Annotated in this window: 22 protein-coding genes; 15 read left to right on the top strand and 7 right to left on the bottom strand. The window is 64.7% G+C overall.

All coding sequences use genetic code 11. The annotated features are described in order from the left end of the window. Positions 1–57 precede the first annotated feature (57 nt). Positions 58–1,446 (bottom strand): adenosylhomocysteinase, encoded by a 1,389-nt coding sequence (gene ahcY / locus ABFK29_RS02255; RefSeq protein ID WP_005864083.1) that lies wholly within the window; start codon positions 1,444–1,446, stop codon positions 58–60. A gap of 225 nt (positions 1,447–1,671) precedes the next feature. On the opposite strand from ahcY, the gene ABFK29_RS02250 reads away from it, so the two are divergent. The 3 genes from ABFK29_RS02250 to ABFK29_RS02240 all read left to right on the top strand — a co-directional run bounded on the left by ABFK29_RS02250 (position 1,672) and on the right by ABFK29_RS02240 (position 3,579). Beyond that, positions 1,672–2,265 carry an HD family hydrolase gene (locus tag ABFK29_RS02250; protein WP_040605245.1) on the top strand — a complete coding sequence of 198 codons (594 nt, stop codon included), beginning with the start codon at positions 1,672–1,674 and terminating at the stop codon, positions 2,263–2,265. Beyond that, on the top strand, positions 2,265–2,735 hold the full coding sequence (locus tag ABFK29_RS02245; RefSeq protein ID WP_005864079.1) for a GNAT family N-acetyltransferase: 471 nt from the start codon (positions 2,265–2,267) through the stop codon (positions 2,733–2,735). Before ABFK29_RS02250 ends, ABFK29_RS02245 begins: the two co-directional genes overlap by 1 nt. Before the next feature lie 130 nt (positions 2,736–2,865). Next, positions 2,866–3,579, top strand: coding sequence for a hypothetical protein (locus tag ABFK29_RS02240; protein ID WP_050772502.1), 714 nt, complete (start codon positions 2,866–2,868; stop codon positions 3,577–3,579). Between the two features lie 43 nt (positions 3,580–3,622). Here the strand turns inward: ABFK29_RS02240 and ABFK29_RS02235 are convergent, their stop codons facing one another. Both ABFK29_RS02235 and ABFK29_RS02230 read right to left on the bottom strand, forming a co-directional pair. Next, complete coding sequence (locus tag ABFK29_RS02235) at positions 3,623–4,177, bottom strand: ActR/PrrA/RegA family redox response regulator transcription factor (protein ID WP_005864075.1); 555 nt, start codon at positions 4,175–4,177, stop codon at positions 3,623–3,625. An 81-nt stretch (positions 4,178–4,258) separates the two neighbouring features. Next, positions 4,259–4,891, bottom strand: a complete 633-nt coding sequence (locus ABFK29_RS02230) for an SCO family protein (protein WP_005864073.1) — start codon at positions 4,889–4,891, stop codon at positions 4,259–4,261. A gap of 86 nt (positions 4,892–4,977) precedes the next feature. On the opposite strand from ABFK29_RS02230, the gene regB reads away from it, so the two are divergent. The 9 genes from regB (at position 4,978) to ABFK29_RS02185 (ending at position 17,876) form a co-directional block, all read left to right on the top strand. Further along, positions 4,978–6,375, top strand: a complete 1,398-nt coding sequence (gene regB / locus ABFK29_RS02225) for a sensor histidine kinase RegB (protein ID WP_005864071.1) — start codon at positions 4,978–4,980, stop codon at positions 6,373–6,375. Between the two features lie 108 nt (positions 6,376–6,483). Then, the gene (locus tag ABFK29_RS02220) at positions 6,484–7,986 is read left to right on the top strand and encodes a PAS-domain containing protein (protein ID WP_005864070.1); all 1,503 of its coding nucleotides are present in this window, start codon (positions 6,484–6,486) and stop codon (positions 7,984–7,986) included. A gap of 40 nt (positions 7,987–8,026) precedes the next feature. Then, a complete protein-coding gene (tsaE, locus tag ABFK29_RS02215) occupies positions 8,027–9,490 on the top strand; it encodes a tRNA (adenosine(37)-N6)-threonylcarbamoyltransferase complex ATPase subunit type 1 TsaE (protein ID WP_005864067.1) in 1,464 nt (487 codons plus the stop codon). Further along, on the top strand, positions 9,475–10,152 hold the full coding sequence (locus ABFK29_RS02210; protein WP_040605244.1) for a nucleotidyltransferase family protein: 678 nt from the start codon (positions 9,475–9,477) through the stop codon (positions 10,150–10,152). Before tsaE ends, ABFK29_RS02210 begins: the two co-directional genes overlap by 16 nt. Next, a complete protein-coding gene (addB, locus tag ABFK29_RS02205; RefSeq protein WP_005864064.1) occupies positions 10,145–13,081 on the top strand; it encodes a double-strand break repair protein AddB in 2,937 nt (978 codons plus the stop codon). Before ABFK29_RS02210 ends, addB begins: the two co-directional genes overlap by 8 nt. Further along, a complete protein-coding gene (gene addA, locus ABFK29_RS02200) occupies positions 13,078–16,449 on the top strand; it encodes a double-strand break repair helicase AddA (protein WP_005864062.1) in 3,372 nt (1,123 codons plus the stop codon). The genes addB and addA overlap by 4 nt, the downstream gene beginning before the upstream one ends. Positions 16,450–16,526: 77 nt before the next feature. Further along, positions 16,527–16,847 carry a thioredoxin gene (gene trxA / locus ABFK29_RS02195; protein WP_005864060.1) on the top strand — a complete coding sequence of 107 codons (321 nt, stop codon included), beginning with the start codon at positions 16,527–16,529 and terminating at the stop codon, positions 16,845–16,847. A 112-nt stretch (positions 16,848–16,959) separates the two neighbouring features. Next, complete coding sequence (locus ABFK29_RS02190; protein ID WP_005864058.1) at positions 16,960–17,421, top strand: hypothetical protein; 462 nt, start codon at positions 16,960–16,962, stop codon at positions 17,419–17,421. Beyond that, complete coding sequence (locus tag ABFK29_RS02185) at positions 17,418–17,876, top strand: DUF3592 domain-containing protein (protein WP_005864056.1); 459 nt, start codon at positions 17,418–17,420, stop codon at positions 17,874–17,876. Before ABFK29_RS02190 ends, ABFK29_RS02185 begins: the two co-directional genes overlap by 4 nt. 3 nt (positions 17,877–17,879) lie before the next feature. Here ABFK29_RS02185 and ABFK29_RS02180 read toward each other — a convergent pair whose 3' ends face one another. Further along, positions 17,880–18,320, bottom strand: a complete 441-nt coding sequence (locus tag ABFK29_RS02180) for a MarR family winged helix-turn-helix transcriptional regulator (protein WP_040605243.1) — start codon at positions 18,318–18,320, stop codon at positions 17,880–17,882. A gap of 109 nt (positions 18,321–18,429) precedes the next feature. Here ABFK29_RS02180 and ABFK29_RS02175 point away from each other — a divergent pair, with 109 nt between their 5' ends. Then, entirely contained in the window at positions 18,430–18,858 is a 429-nt protein-coding gene (locus ABFK29_RS02175; protein ID WP_005864052.1) for an organic hydroperoxide resistance protein, read from the top strand. Between the two features lie 98 nt (positions 18,859–18,956). Next, complete coding sequence (hslV, locus tag ABFK29_RS02170) at positions 18,957–19,508, top strand: ATP-dependent protease subunit HslV (protein WP_005864050.1); 552 nt, start codon at positions 18,957–18,959, stop codon at positions 19,506–19,508. 14 nt (positions 19,509–19,522) lie between these two features. Here the strand turns inward: hslV and ABFK29_RS02165 are convergent, their stop codons facing one another. From ABFK29_RS02165 to ABFK29_RS02155, 3 genes are all read right to left on the bottom strand, one after another. Next, positions 19,523–19,846 carry an ATP-dependent protease peptidase subunit gene (locus tag ABFK29_RS02165; protein ID WP_005864048.1) on the bottom strand — a complete coding sequence of 108 codons (324 nt, stop codon included), beginning with the start codon at positions 19,844–19,846 and terminating at the stop codon, positions 19,523–19,525. A gap of 67 nt (positions 19,847–19,913) precedes the next feature. After that, complete coding sequence (locus tag ABFK29_RS02160; protein ID WP_005864046.1) at positions 19,914–20,753, bottom strand: metallophosphoesterase family protein; 840 nt, start codon at positions 20,751–20,753, stop codon at positions 19,914–19,916. Continuing rightward, entirely contained in the window at positions 20,750–21,691 is a 942-nt protein-coding gene (locus tag ABFK29_RS02155) for a diacylglycerol/lipid kinase family protein (RefSeq protein ID WP_005864044.1), read from the bottom strand. Before ABFK29_RS02155 ends, ABFK29_RS02160 begins: the two co-directional genes overlap by 4 nt. A 140-nt stretch (positions 21,692–21,831) precedes the next feature. Between ABFK29_RS02155 and hslU the strand changes: the two genes are divergently transcribed. Next, a complete protein-coding gene (gene hslU, locus ABFK29_RS02150) occupies positions 21,832–23,142 on the top strand; it encodes an ATP-dependent protease ATPase subunit HslU (RefSeq protein ID WP_005864042.1) in 1,311 nt (436 codons plus the stop codon). Positions 23,143–23,177 lie beyond the last annotated feature (35 nt).

The raw sequence follows: 23,177 nt of genomic DNA, 5'->3' as shown, positions 1-23,177 counted from the left end.
GCCTTCAAATTGTACGACAGGATGTAGGGCGGAGATTCTCCGCCCTGCTTCCCGCAATCAGTAGCGGTAGTGTTCCGGCTTGAACGGGCCTTCCGGTTTCACGCCGATGTAGGCCGCCTGTTCTGCGGACAGCTGGGTCAGCTTGACGCCGATGCGGCCGAGATGCAGCCGCGCCACCTTTTCGTCGAGGTGCTTCGGCAGGATGTAGACGCCCGGCTTGTAGTTGTCGCCGTTCTTCCAAAGCTCGATCTGCGCCAGAACCTGATTTGTGAAGGATGCCGACATCACGAAAGACGGGTGGCCGGTCGCATTGCCGAGGTTCAGCAAGCGGCCTTCGGACAACAGGATCAGGCGGCTGCCCGAGGGCATCTCGATCATGTCCACCTGGTCCTTGATGTTGGTCCACTTGTGGTTCTTCAGCGCGGCGACCTGGATCTCGTTGTCGAAGTGGCCGATGTTGCCGACGATGGCCATGTCCTTCATCTCGCGCATGTGCTCGATGCGGATCACGTCCTTGTTGCCGGTGGTCGTGATGAAGATGTCGGCGCTGTCGACAACGTCCTCCAGCAGCACGACCTCGAAGCCGTCCATGGCGGCCTGAAGCGCGCAGATCGGATCGGCCTCGGTAACTTTCACCCGCGCACCGGCGCCGCGCAGCGACGCGGCAGAGCCCTTGCCCACATCACCGTAACCGCAGACCACGGCAACCTTGCCGGCCATCATGGTGTCGGTGGCGCGGCGGATGCCGTCGACCAGCGACTCCTTGCAGCCGTACTTGTTGTCGAACTTCGATTTGGTGACCGAGTCGTTCACGTTGATCGCCGGGAACGGCAGGCGGCCTTCCTTCTGCAGCTCGTACAGGCGGTGTACCCCGGTGGTGGTTTCCTCGGACACGCCCTGGATGGCATCGCGCACCTTTGTGAACCAACCCGGAGAGGCTTCCATCCGCTTCTTGATCTGCGCCTTGATGACGGCCTCTTCTTCGGACTGCGGCACGGGAATGATGTCCTCGCCCGCTTCGGCACGTGCACCGAGCAGGACATAAAGCGTGGCGTCGCCGCCGTCGTCAAGGATCATGTTCGCGCCTTCCGGGAACATGAAGGACTTGTCGAGGTAATCCCAGTGCTCTTCCAGCGACTGGCCCTTGACTGCAAAGACCGGAATGCCGGCCTCCGCGATGGCGGCAGCCGCGTGGTCCTGGGTGGAAAAGATGTTGCAAGAGGCCCAGCGGACGTCAGCGCCAAGCGTCACGAGCGTCTCGATCAAGACAGCCGTCTGGATGGTCATGTGCAGCGATCCGACGATGCGTGCGCCCGCCAGCGGCTTTGCCTCACCGTATTCCTCGCGAAGCGCCATCAGACCCGGCATTTCGGTTTCGGCGATGTCCAGTTCCTTGCGACCGAACGCGGCCAGCGAAATGTCCTTGACGGTATAATCTTGCGACATTGCAGTTCCTCTGCATCCTGTGAGCTGCCCGGAAACGGGCCAAATTCCTCCCGGCGCAGGTAACATCCCGACGGATGCCACACAATGCGCTTGTACCGCGCATAGGCTGCAGACGGTTAAGAAGTCCTTTCACAAGGCTCGCCTCCCGGCGAAGTGCCCCCCGATTTACACCGCCGCCGCGAAACCTTAACCAAAGGGCGCACAGGACAGGACACCGGAGACGTCATGGCCAAACCCCCTCGCGCGTGGCAACGGATGTTGTCCGGCCGCAGGCTCGACCTGCTGGACCCGACCCCGATGGACATCGAAGTCGAAGACATTGCCCACGGGTTGGCCTTCGTGGCCCGCTGGAACGGCCAGACCCACGGCGACTACGCCTATTCCGTCGCGGAGCATTCGCTGCTGGTGGAGGAGCTCTTTGGCCGCCTGTGCCCCAGGGCCACTCCGGCAGAGCGGCTGACGGCGCTGCTGCATGACGCGCCGGAGTACGTGATCGGCGACATGATCAGCCCGGTGAAGGCCGCTGTCGGACCCGGCTACGAGGACCTGGACAAGCGGTTGTCCGCAGCGATCCACATACGGTTTGGCCTGCAGGCCGTCACGCCCGCGCGACTGAAAAAGCAGATCAAGAAGGCCGACCGGATCTCGGCCTGGATGGAGGCGACGCAGATCGCCGGGTTCACCCGGGCCGAGGCAAACCGCTTTTTCGGCGCGCCAGACATCGACATGATCGCCGACCTGTCGATCCGTCTCCGCCCGCCGGTCGAGACGCGGCAGGATTTCACTGCCCGTCACGCAACCCTGATGGAGATGTTCTGATGCTGAAGACTCGCCCCATAACCGCCGACGATGCGCTGGCCTGCATGGAGATCTTGAACTTCACCATCGCGCAGGGTGGCACGACCGCCTACGAGGAGCCGTTTACCCAACGGGCTTTCATCGAGGAGTTGATCGACCGCCCCGCCATCGGCATCGTGGTCGAGACACTCGACCGCATCGTCGGGTTCCAGAGCGCGTTCGACATCGGCGACGGGCTGTATTCCATCGGCAGCTTCACCGACCGGCAAGCCCCCGTCAAAGGTGCGGGACGAGCCCTGTTCAACGCCACGCTGGCAGCGTGCCGGGCGCGTGGCGGCGTTGCGATCCTCGCGCGGATCACTTCCGACAACGCATCCGGTCTTGGATACTACAGCCACATGGGCTTTGCGGACGATCATGTGATACCGGGCGACGTGACGCGAAAGGACGGTACTGTGGTGGACCGGGTCGTAAAGCGGTACCCGCTCTGAACGCGGCGCGTTGCGCGACCTTGCCAATCAATCGGGGAAAATTCGTCAAAATCTGGCCGCATTTTCTTGAGATAGCGAACAAATCGCGGGTTTAGACCCGCATTGTGTCGATACCTGAAGGAGTGCGCCCGTGTTGCCAGCAAAGATCCTCATCCTGTTCGCCCTCGTCATGAGTGTTGCCGCATGTGGCCAGACGCCGTCGGTCAGCCGCAACACGTCAGCCCTCTCCTTCTCCGCGGCGCAGGGATCGACGGACGACGCGATGGTGGAACAGGCGCAGGCCTTGGACAAGATGACCAAAGACATCCTGCGCCGGGCGACGATGCGGGGCGCGGCAATCGGCGCGGCCGCCGGATGCGGCCTGGCCGTGGTGTCGGTATCGGAAGGCGGCAAATGCCTGATGGGCGCGCTGGCGGGTGGCGCCGCTGGGGCCGTGGTGGGGAGCGCCGTCGGTCAACGGCAGGTGAAGGAGCGGATCGAGATCGTATCCCTGTCCCGCGTGACCCCGGCGATTTCCGGCGCGCAGAAGCAGATGGCGCATCTGACTGAAACCATGCCGGGTCTGCTGGAGACCCAAGATCAGGAAATCGCCGACCTGAATGCGGCACGGGCGGCAGGAGAGATTTCGGCACATACCTATGACAAGCGGATGACCGAGATCCGGACCGCCCGCGCGGAGGTCGCCGAAGCACTGACGATGTCGGCAGATCAGGCACGCGCGGCGAAGATGGCGCTCAAGGACGCCGGAGCCAAGGGCCAGACCGGGCTCGACTGGCACATCATGTCGATCGAGACGCTGGAAGACGAAGCGGTGTCGGCCAGGTCTCGTATCAGCCTGCTTTGACCGGAAGGCGGGCGGCGCGTAGCCCCGCCCTACGATCTGACGCTTAGCGCGGCGAGCGTTTCGCGAGGATCCGCTGCAGGGTGCGCCGGTGCATGTTCAACCGGCGCGCCGTCTCTGACACGTTGCGGTCGCACAGTTCGTAGACCCGCTGGATGTGCTCCCAGCGCACGCGGTCGGCGCTCATCGGGTTCTCAGGCGGAGGAGGCAGTTCATCCCCTTTGGACAGCAGGGCATTGGTGATGTCCGTCGCATCCGCCGGTTTCGACAGGTAGTCCGTTGCACCGATCTTGACCGCGGCGACCGCCGTGGCGATGGCACCGTAGCCTGTCAGGACGACGATCCGCGAATCGGGCCGCTTCTCGCGCAGCACCTCCACCACGTCCAGTCCGTTACCGTCCTCAAGCCGAAGATCGACGACCGCGTAGGCCGGCGGACGCGCCGTTGCGATGGCCGATCCCGCCGCGACGGAGCCCGCCATCTCGACCTCGAAACCGCGCTTTTCCATGGCCTTGGCCAGACGTCTCAGAAAGGGTTCGTCGTCGTCCACGAGCAGCAGGGACTTGTCGTCGCCGAGGTCGTCGATATCGCGTTCTGCCAAGGCCTGTCTCCCGCTGCGCTGCCGTGGAGATCACTATTAACCACGCGTACTGGCGGGGTCAAACGCTACCAATCGCCTCTGTCAAGTGGCTTCTATGAAGCAGGCGACGCGGTCTGCCATCTGCTCCGGCGTGACTTCGCGACGGAAATAATCGACGAAACCCGCTTCAGGCAGGACGAGGTAGGTGAATGTCGAGTGATCCACGAGGTAATAGTCCGGATCGCCGTCCTGCTTCTTGTAGTAGGTGCGATAGCTCTGGCTCGCCGCCTTGACCTGCTCGTCAGAGCCGGTCAGCCCGATCATCTTCGGATGCAGGTTGGCGGCGAACTCTCCGACCGCTTCGGGCGTATCCCGTTCCGGGTCGATGCTGATGAAAACCGGCGTCGCGCTCATCCCGCGTTCCGCCAGCAGATCGACGGCTTCGGCGTTGCGCGCAGTGTCGAACGGGCAGACATCGGGGCAGAAGGTGTAGCCAAAGTAGACTAGCGTCGGCTCGGTGATGACGTCCGCGTCGGTCACTGTGGCACCGTCCTTGTTCACCAGTTCGAAAGGCCCGCCGATGTCGCCCGCGACGGCACCCTGACGGCAGTCGGCGTAGACGTCCTCTGAGCTGCCGCCGAACAAGGAATCCAGCCAGCCCGCGGAGGCCGCGTAGGTGCCACCCAGCAAGACGACGACAGCGCCAATTGCGGCATAGGACAAGGTTCGGGTCATGGGCACTCTCCTCGGCACGACACATATTGTTGGCGGAATGTCATCCTGCGCTTGCCTAACCAGCCGCGACAGACGAAACAATCCAAATGAGCACAAGTGAACTCGGTCTGATTGGCGAAGAGCAGCGCAGCAACTGGATCCGTCTCCGCACGATGATCCTGTTACGCTGGGTCGCCATCCTTGGCCAGCTTGCCGCGATCACGATCGCGCAAAGGCTGTACAATCTGCAGCTTGAACTTGGGCTGGCCTACCTCGCCGTCGGCACGTCGGTCGTCGGCAACCTCGTCGCCATCTTCGTCTTCCCCGAAAGCAAACGCCTTTCGGAAACGGAGAACTTCCTGATGGTGATGTTCGACCTGCTGCAGCTTTGCTTCCTGTTGTACCTGACCGGCGGGCTGCACAACCCATTCTCGCTGCTTGTGCTTGGGCCGGTGACGATCTCGGCCACGGTTCTCAGCCTCCGTTCGACGATCACGCTGATGGTCACGGCTATGGTGCTGGTGACGGGCATGGTGTTCTGGCATCTGCCGCTCCGGACGGAAGAGGGCTTCATCCTCCGCATACCGGACGTCTTCGTCTATGGGCAGTGGGTGGCGATCATGATCGCGCTGGTGTTCCTGTCGGCCTACACGCGCCGCATCACGCGCGAGATGAACTCCATGTCCGACGCGCTGGCGGCCACGCAAATGGCGTTGGCCCGGGCACAGAAGCTGAACGACCTCGGCGGGGTGGTGGCGGCGGCGGCGCACGAACTGGGCACACCGCTGGCGACGATCAAGCTGACATCGGCGGAACTGGCGGAGGAACTGGACGACTTCCCCGACCTGAAAGAGGACGCCCTGCTGATCCGCGGACAGGCGGACCGCTGCCGCGACATCCTGCGCAGCATGGGCCGCGCTGGGAAGGACGACCTGCACATGCGTCAGGCCCCGATCGTGGAGGTCATCCGCGAAGCTGCCGAGCCGCATCAGGACCGCGGCAAGGAGATCCTGATCGAGGACGGTCCCGGCCCCGGCGGAGAGTACAATCCGCCACAGATCCTGCGCCGGCCCGAGATCATCCACGGCCTGCGCAACCTCGTGCAGAACGCCGTCGATTTCGCCCGCACGACCGTCTGGGTAGAGGCGATGTGGACCGACGACTTGATCTCGATCCGCATTCTCGACGATGGCCGGGGCTTCCCGCCGCAGGTGATCGGGCGCATCGGCGACCCCTTCATGCGCCGCCGCCGCTCGGACGCGGAGCGCAGGGCGCGGCCCGAATACGAGGGCATGGGGCTGGGCCTGTTCATCGCCAAGACCCTTCTGGAACGCTCGGGGGCGGAACTGAGCTTTGCCAATGCGTCCGACCCCTACGCGCCATCGAGCAGCACCGGACAACCAACAGGCGCCATCGTCGAAGTCATCTGGCCCCGCGCCAAGGTCGTCCCGGACCCGGCCAGCCGCGGCACGCCGCTTGGAGAAAACCAGCTCATCAACGGCTAGGATCACACGGTTGGTGTTTAACGGGTCGTTAACCTAGGTGAAGCTAAGGTCGAGCCCGGGTGTGTCATGTCTGGTTCGCGAGGCGGGGGAAGCGGTTTGGAGAACTACATGGTCCTGGCCATCAGTGCGGGAGGCGGAGCCGCTGCACTCGCAGCTCTGTTTGCCTATCTCGTCTCGAAGCGCCGTGACGACGTGCGCCAGAAGTTCGGGCGGCGGCAGACCGACACGGTCATTTTGTTCCGCAACGGTGTGGTCATCGACCATTCGCCGGACGCGCCCCACCTGTTTGATCGCTCAGGTCTTCACGGCGCAAGCTGGCAAGACATACGCACGCATTTGATGCCGGGGTTTCCGAAGATTCCGGCGGATCCGCCGGACGTCGAAACGACATGGGCCTCTCCCCTGTTGAACGATGCGCATCTGCACGTGGTGCCGTCTGGCCGCAATCTGCGTGTCACCCTGTCATGCCCGTGCAACGGGCCGGCACTTCTGTTCCGGGCGGCGGTGCAGGAGGCGGATCACCAGTTGCTGCGCCAGATATGCGACAACGCCCCGTACCCGATCTGGCAGACCGAGGATGGCACGCTGACTTGGACCAACGAGACGTTCGAAGCTCTGAAGCACGACACCGGCGCCGTCGGCGAGGGCGCATGCCCCTTCGAACATGTGATGCCGATCAAACGTTCGGACCAGACGGACCGCGTGAGCCTGACGACCCGCGACGGTGACGTCCTTTGGTACGAGGTCATTTCGCGCCCTGTCGGCACGTCCTGGCTGCACTATGCCATATCCATCAACAACCTCGTCGACGCCGAGATGGCTCAACGCAAATTCGTGCAGACCCTGACCAAGACCTTCGCCCACCTGCCCATTGGCCTCGCCGTCTTTGACCGCGATAGGCGGCTGGTGTTGTTCAACCCCGCTCTGGTCGACCTGACCCACCTGCCGGTCGACTTCCTGTCCGCCAAGCCGAACCTGTTGTCTTTCTTCGACCACATGCGGGAAAGCCGCATGATGCCGGAACCGAAGAACTACAACACGTGGCGGGAAAAGATTTACGACGTGGTCTCAGCCGCGCGCGAGGACCGTTATGCGGAGACGTGGAACCTGCCATCCGGCCTCACCTACAAGATCACCGGGCGCCCGCATCCCGATGGGGCCGTCGCCTTCCTGATCGAGGACATCAGCGCCGAGATTTCGCTCACACGACGGTTCCGGTCCGAGCTTGAAATGACGCAATCGGTGCTGGACCGCTTCGACGACGCGGTGGCGGTTTTCTCACGGCTGGGTGTCCTGACCTTCACCAATGCCGCCTATCGCGAGCGCTGGAATTGCGATCCCGACAGCGCCTTTGCCGAGATCACCATCGTGGATGCCACCAAGGACTGGAGTTCGGGTTGTCTGCCCAGCCCGATCTGGTCCGAGATCCGCGAATTTGTCCTGACCCTGCGCGAACGGGCCTGCTGGGACGCCGAACTGGTCACCACGGAAGGCGAGCACCTGCACTGCGCGGTCGAACCTGTGTCCTCCGGGGCGACCATGGTGCGGTTCTCTCACGTTGCGAGGGCGCCTACCGCATTGAAGATCAACGAGGCTGCCGCCCGCGACTGATCGCGCTTGCAGCCACAGGCGCGAAGGCTATCCTCGCGCCATGACCGTTCAGGACACTCGTACCCGCAGGCTGACCCTGCCCACGCCAGAGGCAACGGAGGCGCTTGCCCTTGCTGTCGCTGCCCACCTGGGACCGGGCGACGTGGTGTTGCTGTCCGGCGGAATCGGCGCGGGCAAGACGCATTTCGCACGGGCGCTTGTGCAATCCTTGCTCGAAACGCCAGAGGACGTACCCTCCCCCACCTTCACGCTTGTCCAGGAATACGAAACGCGCAGCGGGTCGCTTTGGCATGCCGACCTCTACCGGCTGACCGGCCCGCAGGAGATCGTGGAACTTGGTCTGGTGGACGCCTTCGAAGATGCGATCTGCCTTGTCGAATGGCCGGACCGGTTGCAGGACCTCGCGCCTGCCTCGGCGCTGCACCTGACGTTCCAGGCCATCGGCGATGACGACACCCGCGCCCTGACGATCAGCTGGAGCGATCCAGCCTGGGACGACCGGCTGAAAACGGCCTTGGCCGGCGCACAGATGGAAGCGCGCGACAATCCCGTCGATCTCTTCCTGGCAGAGACCGGATGGAGCGACGCCGAGGTTCATCCGATGGCCGGGGACGCGTCTTCCCGACACTACGCGCGCCTGACACGCGGCGACGGGACGGCGATCCTCATGCAGGACCCCAACGGGGACACCGCCCTCTTCGCCCGGCTGGCGCGTCACCTGAACGGCCTTGGCCTTTCCGCTCCGGAAATTCTGGCCGAGACTGCCGGGATGCTGCTGCTCGAAGACCTCGGAGACGGGCTGATCGCGACGCTGGCCCGCGACGCCGAAACCGAAACGTCACTTTACCTTGCGGCGGTGCGGGCGCTGGTCCGGCTGCACGGGCACAGCGCGCCGGCGTCCTTGCCCGTCGCGACGCCGGAACACCTTGCCGGTGCCATCGACCTGACGTTCACGCATTATGCGCAGATGGCGGACCTGCTGGCGGAAGCGACAGAGACATTCCTGCCGATCCTGAGGCAATACGCGCCACCAGAAGGTGTACTGGTCCTGCGCGACTTCCATGCCGAGAACCTGCTGATGCTGCCGGGGCGTTCCGGCGCGGCACGGGTCGGTTTGCTCGACTTTCAGGACGCGCTGGCCGGGCATCCTGCCTACGACCTCGCGTCGCTTTGCCGGGACGTGCGGCGCGACGTCCAGCCCGTAACGGAAGCCGCCTGCCTGAACACCTACATCGACGCGACGGGCACCGATCAGGAGGCGTTCCGGGCGGCCTACGCTGTGCTGGGCGTGCAGCGCAACCTCCGTATCCTCGGGGTATTTGCGCGGCTGGCAGTGACACAAGGCAAAACCCGATACCTGAACTTCCTTCCGCGGTGCTGGTCGCATATCCAGATCCAGTCACATCACCCGGCGCTGGAGCCGATGCGACCGATCATCGCCAAACTGCCCGCACCCGACGCGGCCTTTCTTCAGGATATCCTGGCACGATGCCCGACGCAGTAATGCTGTTCGCCGCCGGATTCGGCACGCGCATGGGCGCGCTGACCAAGGACCGCCCGAAACCGCTGATCGAGGTGGCGGGGCGGGCCTTGCTGGATCACGCGCTGGATTTCGCGCGCGACGTACCTGTGCGCGTGGTCAACGCGCACTATCACGCGGACCAGATCGAGGGGCATCTTGCCGGGTCGGGCGTGCATGTCAGCGTGGAACACCCCGACATCCTGGACACCGGCGGCGGGTTGAAGCGCGCCCTGCCGCTTCTGGGCGACGGGCCGGTTTTCACCATGAACACCGACGCGGTCTGGTCCGGCCCCAATCCGCTGGCACTTTTGTCGGACGCATGGCAACCAGAGCGCATGGATGCCCTGCTGATGTGTGTGCCTCTGGCCCGCGCCGTGGGGCGCAAGGGCGGAGGCGACTTCGCCTTGTCCCCGGACGGCACGCTCTCCCGTCCCGGCGACGTGGTCTATACCGGCGCACAAATCGTGAAGACCGCAGCATTGCAGGGGGTAGAGGACGACATCTTCTCCATGCACCGCCTGTGGGAGGACGCTGCAGCGCGGGGCCGCTTCCATGGCCTTACCTATCCGGGCACGTGGTGCGACGTCGGCCATCCCGAGGGCATCGCTTTGGCCGAAGAGATGCTGGAACGCGCGAATGCCTGACCTCTTTGCCGAAGACGAAGCGGGGCCGCGCGTCTTTGCCCTGCCCCCCGGCGTGGATTTCCCCGCGGCGCTGATCGACGGCCTGCGCGCGCGGCTGGCTGGCCGCCCGCCAGAGGCCATCGCCCGGGTGGAGCTTTACGTGGCCACGGACCGGATGCGCAGGCGTCTGCGGAACCTGTTCGACGCCGGGCCCGCCTCGCTCCTGCCACGCATCCGGCTGCTGACCGACCTGTCCGATCCACTGACCCGCGCTGCCCTGCCCGCGCCCGTGTCCCCGCTGCGCCGGCGACTGGAACTGACTGGCCTCGTCTCGCGCCTGCTGGAAACGCAGCCCGATCTCGCGCCACGATCCGCCCTGTTCGACCTGTCCGACAGCCTCGCCACGCTGATGGAGGAGATGCACGTCGAGGGCGTATCGCCGAAGACGGTTGCCAACCTCGACGTCACCGACCAGTCCGGGCACTGGCAGCGGGCGCTGACCTTCTTCAACATCGTTCAGCACTACTTCGACAAGGACGCGACTCCCGATGCGCAGGCCTTCAACCGAATGGCGCTCGAACTGCGGTTGGAGGCATGGGAGGCGCAGCCCCCCCGGCACCCGGTCATCATCGCGGGATCGACCGGGTCGCGCGGGACGACGCATGCGCTGATGAAAGCCGTGGCGCGGTTGCCGCAGGGCGCCATTGTGCTGCCCGGCTTCGACACGGACATGCCGCCCGCCGTCTGGAGCAAGCTGGAAGACCCGCTGACCAGCGAGGATCACCCGCAATACCGGTTCGCCAAGCTGATGCGCGAACTTGAGATCACCGCCCGCGACGTGCGCCCGTGGACGTATGGTCAGCCGCCAAGTGCGGCGCGCAACCGCGTGATTTCTCTCGCGATGCGACCTGCACCGGTCACGCACCAATGGCTGTCCGAAGGCCCCAACCTGCCCAATCTGCCCGACGCGATGCAGGACGTCACCCTGCTTGAGGCGAACTCGCAACGTGAAGAGGCCCTTGCCATCGCGCTGCGGCTGCGGGAGGCCGCCGAAAACGGGACAACCGCCGCCTTGATCACCCCGGACCGGATGCTGACACGGCAGGTAACCTCCGCGCTCGACCGCTGGGACATCCTGCCTGACGATTCCGCCGGTACGCCCGCGCAACTTACCCCGCCTGGACGGCTTCTGCGGCTGGTCGCCGAACTCTTCACCGCGCCGTTAACCGCGGAACTGCTGCTGAGCCTGCTGAAACACCCGCTGACCCATGCCGGGCAGGACCGCGGGCCGCACCTTCTGACGACCCGCGAACTGGAACTGCACATCCGCAAGACTGGCCTGCCCTACCCCGATGCCGAAACACTGACGGCCTGGGCCACGGCGCGGGATGCGGACAGGTGGGGCGCCTGGGCCGCGACCCTGTGCGACCGCCAGCAGACAGGCACGCTGCCGCTGGCCGATTGGATCGAGCGGCATCTCTCGCTTGCCGAGGCCCTGACGGCCGGACCCGATGGCGATCCGGCACCGCTATGGGCCGAGAACGCGGGTCGCAAGCTGCGCGCGTTGACCGAGACGCTGCAATTCGAAGCAGAGCACGGAACGGATATGACCGCCCGTGACTATGCCGACCTCTTCGGGGCGCTGGTATCCCGCGAAGAGGTGCGCGACCGCGATGCCCCCCATCCGAAGATTCTGATCTGGGGCACGCTGGAGGCGCGCGTGATGGGCGCCGACCTGCTGATCCTCGCCGGGCTGAACGAGGGCGCCTGGCCGGAAAGCCCCGCTGCCGATCCCTGGCTCAACCGGTCAATGCGGGCGCAGGCGGGTCTTCTGCTGCCGGAGCGCCGGATCGGCCTGTCCGCGCACGACTTCCAGCAAGCCGCCGCCGCGCCGGAGATCTGGCTCACGCGGTCGCTGAAGTCCGACGAGGCCGAGACCGTCCCCTCGCGCTGGATCAACCGGCTGACCAACCTTCTGAACGGCCTTCCGGATCGCAACGGCCGCAAGGCGCTGGAGGAGATGCGGGAACGTGGCGCGCACTGGGCCGCGCTGGCCGCCGCTGCCGAAACCCCGATCGAGGCCGACCCGGCGCGCAGGCCCTCGCCCGCGCCGCCCACGATCAGCCGTCCGCAGGAGTTGTGGGTGACGTCGATCCGGCGGCTCGTCCGCGACCCCTATGCCATCTATGCGCGCTATATACTGCGGTTGAAGGCGCTCGACCCGTTGATGCAGGCCCCCGATGCCCTGATGCGCGGCGTCGTGACCCACAAGGTGATCGAGACTTTCATTCGCGAGACAGTGGCCGATCCAGACCGGTTGACGCCCGACCGGCTGATGCAGATCGCGCGGGTCCTTCTGGATGACGTGCCCTTCCCCACCGTTCGCGCACTCTGGCTGGCGCGGGTCGCCCGGTTCGCACCCTGGTTCTGCGAGAGCGAGGCAGACCGCAGGCAAAGGGCCGCCCCGCATCTCGACAACTTCGAAACGGAGGGCGCGGCGTCCATTCCCGCGCTGGGGTTCACGCTCAAGGCACGCGCGGACCGGATCGACATCGCGCCGGACGCGGGCGCGCATGTGTACGACTACAAGACCGGCAGCGCGCCCTCGGCCAAGGAGCAACTCTACTTCGACAAGCAATTGCTGTTGGAGGCGGCGATGCTGCAGCAGAGCGCCTTCCCGAACATCGCACCACGCTATGTCGCCGCTGCCACCTACATCCAGCTAAAGCCCGGCGATCCGAAGGAGGTCGCGGCGCCGCTGGCCGACAGCCCGCCACAAAAGACCTGGGAGGAGTTCTGCGCTTTGATCGCCGCCTACCTGGATGAAGACAAGGGCTACACCGCGAGACGCGCGCTGATGAAGGACACCGACATCGCGGATTACGACCACCTTTCGCGGTTCGGCGAATGGGATGTGACCGATGACGCCTATCTGCTGAGGCTGACATGAGGGACGAGGCGACCCAACGGCAAGTGGATGCCGCGGCACCCGATGCCTCGACCTGGCTGGCCGCAAACGCCGGGTCCGGCAAGACGCGCGTGCTGACCGACCGTGTGGCGCGGCTGCTGCTGGAAGGTGTGGACCCCTCGCACATCCTTTGCCTGACCTACACGAAGGCCGCCGCGACCGAGATGCAGAACCGCCTGTTCAAGCGGCTGGGGGCCTGGGCCATGCTGCCCGAACCCGATCTGCGCGATGAGTTGGCTGCGTTGGGCGTCGAGACAGCGCCCTCCCACGCATTCCTGCAGGAGGCGCGGACCCTTTTTGCGCGCGCCATCGAGACGCCGGGCGGGCTGCGCATCCAGACGATCCATAGCTTCTGCGCCTCGCTGCTCCGCCGCTTCCCGCTGGAGGCGCGCGTCTCCCCCCAGTTTCAGGAAATGGAGGACCGCGCCGCCGAATTGCTGCGTGCCGAGATCCTCGACCAGATCGCTTCCGGGCCGGATCGGGGATTGCTGGAAGGTATCGCGCCCTGGGTCTCTGGCGACGATCCCGGCAAGCTGTTGGCTGCCCTCAGCGCGCGGCGGGACGTCTTCGTCGATCCACCTGCGCCGGACGCCATCCGTGCCGCCTATGGTCTGAAACCGGACGACGGCGAAGACAGCCTTCTGGCCTCGGTCTTTCTTGGCAACGAGACGGATCTCGCCGCCGCGCTGGTTCCGCATTTCAAGGCGGGCGGCAAGACCGAACAGGGTCTGGTGCCCTTGCTGCAATCGATCAGGGGCCGCGACACCCGCACGCTTGGCACGCTGAAACAGATCTGTCTGACGCAGGCCGGCACGATCCGAAAGAACTTCCCGACAAAGGCTACCCGCAAGAACGCCCCCGAACTGTGCGAGGCCTACGACCAGCTTGCGGCCCGCGTCGAAGGGGCGCTGGAAACGGAGAAAGCGCTGATCGCCGCCGACCGCGACATCGCGCTGACCGCCTTCGCCGCACGCTTCGTGCCCGCTTATGAAGAGGCGAAGATGCGGCGCGGCTGGCTCGATTTCGACGACCTCATCACGCGCGCGCGCGACCTGCTGTCCGACGAACGGGTTGCGGACTGGGTGCTTTATCGGCTGGACGGCGGCATCGACCACATCCTTGTGGACGAAGCGCAGGACACTTCCCCCGTCCAGTGGGACGTGATCGAACGGCTGGCGCGCGAATTCACGTCGGGCGAGGGCGCGCGGGAAACGCGTCGTACGATCTTTGTCGTCGGCGACAAGAAGCAGTCGATCTATTCGTTCCAGGGCGCCGACCCGTCAGAGTTCGACCGGATGCGCGAGCACTTCCGCGAACGGCTGATGAACACCGATGCGCCGCTGAACGCCATGGTCCTGGAGTACAGTTTCCGCTCCGCCGACCCGATCCTCCGTGTGGTGGACAAGACCTTCGAAGGTGCCGATGCCTCGGGCTTCAGTGCGGACCAGAAGCACCGCGCCTTCAAGTCGGGGATGCCGGGGCGGGTCGACCTCTGGCCCGTCGTAGACAAGACCCGGGACGATGAGGACGGACCGTGGCACCAGCCGTTGGACCGCAAGGGCGCGCGGCACCACACGGTGATCCTCGCCCAGCGTATCGCCCGTTTCATTCGCCGGACCATAGACGCCGGGACGCCCCTGCCCGAAGAAAACGGTCACTCCGGCACCTACCATGCGCGGCCCGTACATGCGGGCGATTTCCTCATACTGGTGCGGCGGCGCTCCCAACTGTTCAAGGAGATCATTCGCGCTTGCAAGCAGGAGGACCTGCCGATCGCAGGCGCCGACCGGCTGAAGGTCATGGCCGAACTGGCGGTGCGGGACATCATCGCACTTCTGTCCTTCCTCGAAACGCCGGAGGACTCGCTTTCGCTGGCCACCGCACTCCGCTCGCCCCTGTTCGGTCTGTCGGAGCAAGACCTCTTCACGCTCGCCCACAGGCGCACGACGAAGTACCTCTGGCCGACGCTTCGGGACAGCGAGGCGCATCCGGCGGTTCTTGCCGTCCTAAACGACTTGCGCGGCCAGACCGATTTCCTGCGCCCCTATGACCTGATCGAACGCATCCTGACCCGCCACAAGGGCCGCCGCCTGCTGATCGGTCGCCTGGGGCAGGAGGCGGAAGATGGGATCAACGCGCTTCTCCAGCAGGCGCTGGCCTACGAACAGACGGCCGTTCCGACCCTGACCGGCTTCCTGCAATGGGCGCAGTCGGACGATCTTCAGATCAAGCGGGCGCCCGACAGTGCGGGCGAGACGCTGCGGGTGATGACGGTGCACGGCGCGAAGGGGCTTGAGGCGCCCATCGTTATCCTGCCCGACTGCGCGGCGCCCGATGCATCGATCAAGGCCGAGCTTTTGTCGGACCCGGACGGCGTGATCTGGAAACAGACCTCGGACGCGCAGCCGCCGCGTCAGCAGGCCGCCGTCGAGGCCGCGAAGGTGAAGGAGGCGCAGGAACGCGACCGCCTGCTTTACGTTGCCCTCACCCGCGCCGAGAAATGGCTGATCGTGGCCGCCGCAGGCGATGGCACGGACAAGCCGGAGGCATGGTACGACAAGGTCAGGCTCGGAATGATCGGTTCCGGAGCGATGCCATCTGCCTTCGAGTTCGGCGACCTCGGGTCCGGTGAGGGCCTGACTCTCGGCACCGACTGGTCAGGTCTGGAGATGAGGGACCCGCACCCCCTGACGCGGCAGACGGTCGAGATGCCGGCGCACCTGCTCCGTCCCATATCTCCGCCCGAGGAGCTGCCGAAGACGCGCTCTCCGTCCGATCTCGGCGGTGCCAAGGCGTTGGGCGGGGCGGAGGGCGACACCGAAGAGGTGGCGACCGCCCGAGGCACCGCGTTGCATGGCTTCCTCGAAGTGCTGGCCCCCCTGCCAGAAAAAGACCGGCGCCATGCGGGCGACAGCCTTCTGCAGCAATACGCCTCCGACACGGAGACGGTCCTGATCCACGAACAACTTCCCCAGATTTTGGACGAGGCGCTGCGCGTGCTTGAGAATGCGGACTTCGCCGATTTTTTCGGGCCCGACTCGCTGGCGGAGGTGCCGATCACCGCCGACCTCGGACCGTTGGGTCGCATCCACGGCATCATCGATCGCCTGCTTGTCGGGCATAGCCGGGTTGTCGCCATCGACTACAAGACCAACCGCACGACCCCTGCCACGCCAGAGGAAACGCCGGACGGACTTCTGCGGCAGGTCGCGGTCTATCACGCCGCGCTCGCTCAACTTTATCCGGATCGCGAGATCGAGACCGGGCTGTTGTGGACCGCCACCAACCACTATATGCCGATCCCCCACGAACTTGTGACACAAGCCCTCGCCCGCGCGACAGCATCTTGACGCTGCCTGAGTCGCTGCCTACTTTCCTCCACCTGACCGGGCTGCCCTGCCCGCCTCCCAACCCACAGGAGATTCCCATGGCCACCGTCGCCGTATCCGACACGACCTTCGACGCCGAAGTGAAGAATTCCGACATTCCCGTTGTTGTCGACTTCTGGGCCGAATGGTGCGGTCCGTGCAAGCAGATCGGCCCGGCCCTGGAAGAGCTGTCCGAGGAGTTCGACGGCAAGGTAAAGGTCGTCAAGGTCGATGTGGACCAGAACCCGAACACCGCCGCCGCCATGGGCGTGCGCGGCATTCCGGCGCTGTTCATCTTCAAGGACGGCGCGCCGATTTCTAACCGTGCCGGCGCAGCCCCGAAGGCCGCGCTGAAGTCCTGGATCGAAGATTCCATCTGATCTTCACTGCTTCGGACTGGTGTGAAAGGCCCCCTTGCGGGGCCTTTTTTACGTCAAAGCGTTGGCGCAACGGTCGTTTTCGGTCAACATCGGGGAAAACCGGAGGGATCGGATGATCTGGCTCGCCTTCAAGCGCGGCGTTGGGCTCGCCATATTCCTTGCGTTGGCGGGGATCGCCGCGCTGTTTGCGGGGACCGGGCAGTCGGGCGATGCCGCACGGTTCGCCGACGCCCGAGTCATCGACGCCACCGTCACGCGGCTGGACAAGTCGCAGCGGCAGCAGAGCGGCTCCACCAGCACCACTTTCCGCGTTTTCGTCTCGACCCCGACCGGCCCGCACCTCGAAGATGTCTCGGGCCGTTTCTTCAACACGTTGAGCGAAGGTCAGAGTGTGCCGCTGCGTGTTCTCGACAGCAGCGACGGGCCTGAATACCTACTCGACCCCGGCCGCCTTCGGGCGTCGGCAACATGGGCGCTGATCCTCGGGCCGCTACTCCTGTTGTCCGCAATTACGCTGAGCGTCCATGCCATCCGCACGGCACGGGCAGAACACCGAGGCGCCGCGGAGACATGAGCCAGGTGAAGCGGCCGTGGGAATTGCTGTTCGCGGTGCCGGTCCTCGCCCTTGTTCTGGGCGCGATCCTCTGGACCTCCGTCGACCGCGGGGTGGCTTTCGAAGCGGACGGGATCAGGACCGAAGCCACCCTTGCCGGGCGCTACACCCGCAGTTTCTCGCAAAGCCATCCAAAGCCAGACGTGACCCATTATTACGCCGTGGTTCGCTTCGACCATGACGGAACCGAAGTCGAGGCGGACGCCGAGGTGTCCTACGGGTTCTACCGGACCGTTCAGCCGGGACAGGTCGTTCCCGTCACCTTCCTCTCCGACGACCCGCAAACGGTTCGTATAGACGAAGGGTTCGAGATGTCGCTCCTGATAAAGTTCGTCCTGATCGCGTTGTTCTTGGTGGCCTGCGCCACTGTCCCCTTCGCCTACGGAGTTTGGAAAAGGCGCGGGAGCCGGGGCTGAGGGTCAGGCGTCCTCGGTCCCGGTGCGGAGGTGGTGTGTCAGGTCCCGTATCTCGCCCTGGAGCCTCCGAAGCGTCTCTATGTCCAGCCCCGTCTTTTCGAGAATGCAGGCCGGGATATGTGCGGCACGTGCCTGAAGCGCACGTCCCTCGTCGGTCAGGTCGACCTGCAACTGGCGTTCGTCCTCCGGATTGCGGCGACGCACGATGTGTCCAGCCGTTTCGAGACGTTTCAGCAAAGGCGTCAGGGTGCTCGATTCAAGCTGGACCTGACGCCCGATGCCGCTGACGCTCAGCGGCTTGTCGGCGGTCCAGAGCGCACTCATCACAAGGTATTGGGGATAGGTCAGACCGATCTCCTCCAGAAGCGGGCGATAGGCCTGCTGCATGGCGTGTGTCGCGGAATAGAGCGCGAAACAGAACATGTCCTGAGGGGCGAGTGTCATACCCTGAAATTAAGTCGCGCGCGATACATTGGCAAGCGATTGACAGAGACTCATCTCGATCATATATATCGTGCACGATATAATCGCGCGCGATTGAAAGGAATCAAGAATGACCGTCGATACGAAGTACTGGACCGAAGGCCACGCCACAGGTGGCGGCCGCAACGGTATCGCCGCCCTCAAGTCCGGGATGCTGACCGTCACCATGACCAGCCCGAAAGAGCTCGGTGGCTCAGGCGCGGGTCACAACCCCGAAGAGCTTTTCGCCCTCGGCTACGCGGCCTGCTACCTCGGCGCGATGCGGTTCGCGGCACAAAGCGAGAAGCTGGGCACCGTGCCGGACGATGCCACCGTGAACGCGCATGTGGGCATTGGCCCCCGCTCTGACGGCGGCTTTGGCCTGAAGGTGAAGCTGGTCGTGTCCATGCCGGGCGTGGAGAAGGACGTGGCCGAGAAAATCGCCGAGCGCGGTCACTTCATCTGCCCGTATTCCAACGCGACGAAGGGCAACATCGAAGTCGAGACCGAAGTCGCCTGAACGGTCTCGCGCTTGCTGGGGCGCCGTGACGAGCGCCCCGCACCCCTTGCCGGGGCTTTCGATGAAGACCATATGGAGGCCAATCAAAGGAGGCCTTCATGAGCAACGAATTCCCCGGCTGGCACGGCACCACAATCATCGGCGTCCGCAAGGACGGCAAGGTCGTCGTCGCAGGTGACGGGCAGGTTTCGCTTGGCCAGACGGTCATCAAGGGCACCGCGCGCAAGGTGCGTCGCCTTTCCCCCGGCGGCAAGGACGTGGTGGCCGGTTTCGCCGGATCCACCGCCGATGCCTTCACCCTGCTCGAACGGCTGGAAAAGAAACTGGAGGAAACGCCGGGTCAGCTTCAACGCGCATCCGTCGATCTGGCGAAGGACTGGCGGACCGACAAGTACCTGTCAAAGCTGGAGGCCATGCTGATCGTCACCGACGGCACGGACCTGTTCGTCATTACAGGTGCCGGCGACGTTCTGGAACCCGAACACGACGTGGCCGCCATCGGGTCGGGCGGCAACTATGCCCTGGCCGCGGCACGGGCGATGATGGACACCGACAAGGACGCCGAAACCGTCGCGCGTGAGGCCATGGCCATCGCCGCAGACATCTGCGTCTACACCAACGGGAACCTCACTGTCGAAACACTGGGCTGACGCATCGCGTTCTGTCAGCGGATGACGATCTCGACGTTGTTCTCGACAGTGAAGATCACATCGCAATAGCCATAGCTGTTCTCGGCAATCCAGACATGCCGCCGAAGGGTCTGCTGCACATGGCGACCGTTCGGCGGGATCTCGGCGTAGAAGACCGGTTTGCCGTCGAAGTCGATCCAGTAGAGACGCGCGCTGCGGTCCCCCACCGCGTTCGTCACCACCAGTTCGCGGTTCTCGTCAGAGCCCTCGGACCGCATGTTGCCCCAGTCGCAGGCACTCTGCGCGGCAGCAGATCCGCAAAGCGCAACCAGCCCCAAGGCCATCCAGACAGTTTTCATTTTATGATTCCCCGTACATCCCCGGGCCAGCCTAAGTCGGACCGGCAAGCGGACCAAGGAAAAGGCGTTACCGGGCTGCGCCTGCGCTGCGGATGGGGGCCGCAGGCGCAATGGCTGAAGCGTCGTCGCGGCGCTCCCACTGACCGTCCGTCCGGACGAAGTGGGCACGGGACACAGGCGCGAAGGTCAGGTCCTCGGCACCCCAGCTTTCGACCGTGACGCTGCGGGCGTCGACCTCCAACAGGTTGAAAGTGTTCACTTCGCCGCGCATCCGGCTGGAAAGGCTGGTGCCCGCCTGGACGAATAGAAGCTGCGGCCAGGCGCGGAAGGGCGCGATGACCGTGTTGTGCAGGTGCCCGGACAAGACCACCTGTGCGCCGCTTTCTGCAAAAGCCTTCAGCGCGCGCCCTGCGCCCCGCATCAACCGCTTGTCGACCTCCGGCCCGTGTTGAAGCGGATGGTGCAGCATGACGATACGGGCCCGGTCGGGCGCGTCGGAAAACTGTTGACAGGCACGCTTGATCCGCTTTTCCGACAGCCGGCCCCGCTGCCAGGAAAACCGGTTCACGGTGTTCACCCCAACCAGTGTCATCGCGTCGTCCTGATAGACCGGTTCCAGATCGCCGGACACGGCGGACCGATAGCGTTTCCACGGGGTCAGCAACCGGATCCAGAACTCGTCGAGCGGCGTGTCGTGATTACCGGGGACTGCGATCCACGGGACGGTCAGCTTGTCGAGAAAGGCCTGCGCCCGGTCGAACTGGGACACGCGGGCACGCTGTGTGAAGTCACCGGAAATGGCGACAAGATCGGGTGCAAGCCGATCCACCGTTTCCAGAAGCGGCGCTTCGAGATTGGCGCGGTCCTTGCCGTAGTGCAGGTCGGAAAGATGCAGGACGCGCCTCATTCGGCCTTCCCCGGGATGAGCAGACGCAGCGGGCGCTCGGACATGCCGAACTCCAGCGGCGCGCTCATGCGCTTCTTCTCCCCGTCGTAAGCAAGCAACACGCGGCGCTTGCCCTCAACCTCAAGCTTGATCCGCTCTCCGGGGAATAGATCATAATCGACCCCCTCCTCGACCGTGCCAAGCGCCAGACGCGTGATGCGGCGGAAAAGCTCCAGACGGGTGCGGGCGTTCACCAGAAGAACCGCGAAGCCGCCTTCGCGGATGATGTCGGTGCCCTCCAGCCCGAACCGTTCGAGCTGGAATGACGAGCGTGCGACGAACACCAATGCGGTCCGGTATCTCCCGCCGTCTCCGTCCACTTCCAGTTTCACCCGCATCGGCTTCCTAAAGCGGGCGAAGGTCTTTACCACCGACCAGTGCGCCATGATCCGCCTGCGCCCCCAGCGGCGATAGACGCTTTCGCGCACCTTCAGGATCGACGGGTAGATCCCGACACTGGCGTTGTTCAGGAAGACTTGGCCGTTCACGGTGCCGATATGGCGTTCGACAACCTCGCCACCGGCAAGCTGGCGCCCTGCCTCGGCCGGGTCGGTGCTGAGACCGAGTCCGCGCGCGAAATAGTTGAATGTGCCGAGCGGCAAGACACCGAACGCGACATCCGTCCCGACAAAGGCCCCGGCCACGGCCATGGCGGTGCCGTCGCCCCCGGCCGCGACCACCAGCGATGGCTTGCGCGCCTTCACCTTCTCGATCGCTTCCATCAGGCCCTTGCCTCCGCTGAAGGACACGATTTCGCCCTGCAGCGCTTTGGCGGCGGCCTCCACCGCGTCGCGGTCGCGGGAGTTCCGGCCGGATTTGCGGTTCGTAATGACACAAACCGGCCCGTCGCCAAACGAGCGCACGCCAAGATCGCCAGGAACGACGTCGGTATCTTCCATGGGTATGTAACCTTGATCCGGCATGTCTTGGGCGCCTCCAATACTCAGGTGCAACACGTCGGGTCACATGGAGGTTCCTTCAAGGGTTGGATTTTCCTCCCCAGAGGTTATCTCAGCCGCAACGCATCGGAAGGACACTCATGACCGACCTCACACCCCGTGAAATCGTTTCCGAACTGGACCGGTTCATCATCGGACAACAGGAAGCCAAGCGCGCAGTCGCGGTGGCGCTGCGCAACCGGTGGCGGCGCAAGCAGCTGACCGACCACCTGCGCGACGAAGTCTACCCGAAGAACATCCTGATGATCGGTCCCACCGGCGTCGGCAAGACCGAGATCTCGCGCCGCCTGGCGAAGCTGGCCCGTGCGCCCTTCATCAAGGTCGAAGCGACGAAGTTCACCGAAGTGGGCTATGTCGGCCGTGATGTGGAGCAGATCATTCGCGACCTGGTGGATACGGCAATCATCGATACCCGCGAACACATGCGCGAGGACGTGAAGACCCGCGCCCATGCCGCCGCCGAGGACCGCGTGATCGAGGCGATTGCCGGGAAGGACGCCCGCTCGGCCACGCGCGAGATGTTCCGCAAGAAACTGAAGAGCGGCGAACTGGACCAGACCGTAATCGAACTGGACGTCGCCGACACCTCTTCGCCTTTCCCAATGATGGACATCCCCGGTCAGCCGGGGGGAGGCCAGATGGGTATGATGAACTTGGGCGACATCTTCGGGAAGGCGTTTGCCGGACGGACCACGCGCAAGAGCATGACCGTCGCCGAAAGCTACGAACTGCTGATCACCGAGGAAGCCGACAAGCTGCTGGACGACGAGACGGTAAAGACCGCCGCGCTGGAAGCGGTGGAGCAGAACGGGATCGTCTTCCTCGACGAGATCGACAAGGTCTGCGCCCGGCAGGAGGCGCGCGGCGGCGACGTGTCCCGCGAAGGCGTGCAGCGCGACCTGCTGCCCCTGATCGAGGGTACGACGGTTTCCACCAAGCACGGACCGGTGAAGACCGACCACATCCTCTTTATCGCCTCGGGCGCGTTCCACATCGCGAAACCGTCTGACCTCTTGCCGGAACTCCAGGGGCGCCTGCCGATCCGTGTGAACCTGAAGGCCCTGACCGAAGGAGATTTCGTGCGTATCCTGACGGAAACCGACAACGCCCTGACCCGTCAGTACACCGCGCTGATGGCGACAGAAGAGGTCGCCGTCTCCTTTACCCAGGAAGGGATCGAGGCACTGGCCCGCATCGCGGCGGAGGTCAACGGATCGGTGGAGAACATCGGTGCTCGGCGGCTTTATACCGTGATGGAGCGGGTGTTTGAGGAACTGAGCTTTGCCGCGCCGGACAAGGCGGGTGAGGCGGTCACTGTGGACGCCGACTTCGTGGAAGCGCAACTGGGCGACCTGACCCGGTCGACGGACCTGAGCCGTTACGTCCTGTAGGATGGATCGGCCCGGCTGACGCCGGGCCGATCCGC

This window comes from Sagittula stellata E-37, from assembly GCF_039724765.1.
In the GTDB taxonomy this organism is placed as follows: Bacteria; Pseudomonadota; Alphaproteobacteria; order Rhodobacterales; family Rhodobacteraceae; genus Sagittula; species Sagittula stellata.
Note: the sequence above shows the minus strand (reverse complement) of the source record. Positions and strands in the feature narration are given on the sequence as shown.

What these genes read in the sequence shown, in the direction of transcription:
- ahcY (WP_005864083.1), bottom strand. Translation starts at nt 1,446, where the DNA reads ATGTCGCAAGATTATACCGTCAAGGACATTTCGCTGGCCGCGTTCGGT.
- ABFK29_RS02250 (WP_040605245.1), top strand. Translation starts at nt 1,672, where the DNA reads ATGGCCAAACCCCCTCGCGCGTGGCAACGGATGTTGTCCGGCCGCAGG.
- ABFK29_RS02245 (WP_005864079.1), top strand. Translation starts at nt 2,265, where the DNA reads ATGCTGAAGACTCGCCCCATAACCGCCGACGATGCGCTGGCCTGCATG.
- ABFK29_RS02230 (WP_005864073.1), bottom strand. Translation starts at nt 4,891, where the DNA reads ATGACCCGAACCTTGTCCTATGCCGCAATTGGCGCTGTCGTCGTCTTG.
- regB (WP_005864071.1), top strand. Translation starts at nt 4,978, where the DNA reads ATGAGCACAAGTGAACTCGGTCTGATTGGCGAAGAGCAGCGCAGCAAC.
- ABFK29_RS02220 (WP_005864070.1), top strand. Translation starts at nt 6,484, where the DNA reads ATGGTCCTGGCCATCAGTGCGGGAGGCGGAGCCGCTGCACTCGCAGCT.
- tsaE (WP_005864067.1), top strand. Translation starts at nt 8,027, where the DNA reads ATGACCGTTCAGGACACTCGTACCCGCAGGCTGACCCTGCCCACGCCA.
- ABFK29_RS02210 (WP_040605244.1), top strand. Translation starts at nt 9,475, where the DNA reads ATGCCCGACGCAGTAATGCTGTTCGCCGCCGGATTCGGCACGCGCATG.
- addB (WP_005864064.1), top strand. Translation starts at nt 10,145, where the DNA reads ATGCCTGACCTCTTTGCCGAAGACGAAGCGGGGCCGCGCGTCTTTGCC.
- addA (WP_005864062.1), top strand. Translation starts at nt 13,078, where the DNA reads ATGAGGGACGAGGCGACCCAACGGCAAGTGGATGCCGCGGCACCCGAT.
- trxA (WP_005864060.1), top strand. Translation starts at nt 16,527, where the DNA reads ATGGCCACCGTCGCCGTATCCGACACGACCTTCGACGCCGAAGTGAAG.
- ABFK29_RS02190 (WP_005864058.1), top strand. Translation starts at nt 16,960, where the DNA reads ATGATCTGGCTCGCCTTCAAGCGCGGCGTTGGGCTCGCCATATTCCTT.
- ABFK29_RS02185 (WP_005864056.1), top strand. Translation starts at nt 17,418, where the DNA reads ATGAGCCAGGTGAAGCGGCCGTGGGAATTGCTGTTCGCGGTGCCGGTC.
- ABFK29_RS02180 (WP_040605243.1), bottom strand. Translation starts at nt 18,320, where the DNA reads ATGACACTCGCCCCTCAGGACATGTTCTGTTTCGCGCTCTATTCCGCG.
- ABFK29_RS02175 (WP_005864052.1), top strand. Translation starts at nt 18,430, where the DNA reads ATGACCGTCGATACGAAGTACTGGACCGAAGGCCACGCCACAGGTGGC.
- hslV (WP_005864050.1), top strand. Translation starts at nt 18,957, where the DNA reads ATGAGCAACGAATTCCCCGGCTGGCACGGCACCACAATCATCGGCGTC.
- ABFK29_RS02165 (WP_005864048.1), bottom strand. Translation starts at nt 19,846, where the DNA reads ATGAAAACTGTCTGGATGGCCTTGGGGCTGGTTGCGCTTTGCGGATCT.
- ABFK29_RS02160 (WP_005864046.1), bottom strand. Translation starts at nt 20,753, where the DNA reads ATGAGGCGCGTCCTGCATCTTTCCGACCTGCACTACGGCAAGGACCGC.
- ABFK29_RS02155 (WP_005864044.1), bottom strand. Translation starts at nt 21,691, where the DNA reads ATGGAAGATACCGACGTCGTTCCTGGCGATCTTGGCGTGCGCTCGTTT.
- hslU (WP_005864042.1), top strand. Translation starts at nt 21,832, where the DNA reads ATGACCGACCTCACACCCCGTGAAATCGTTTCCGAACTGGACCGGTTC.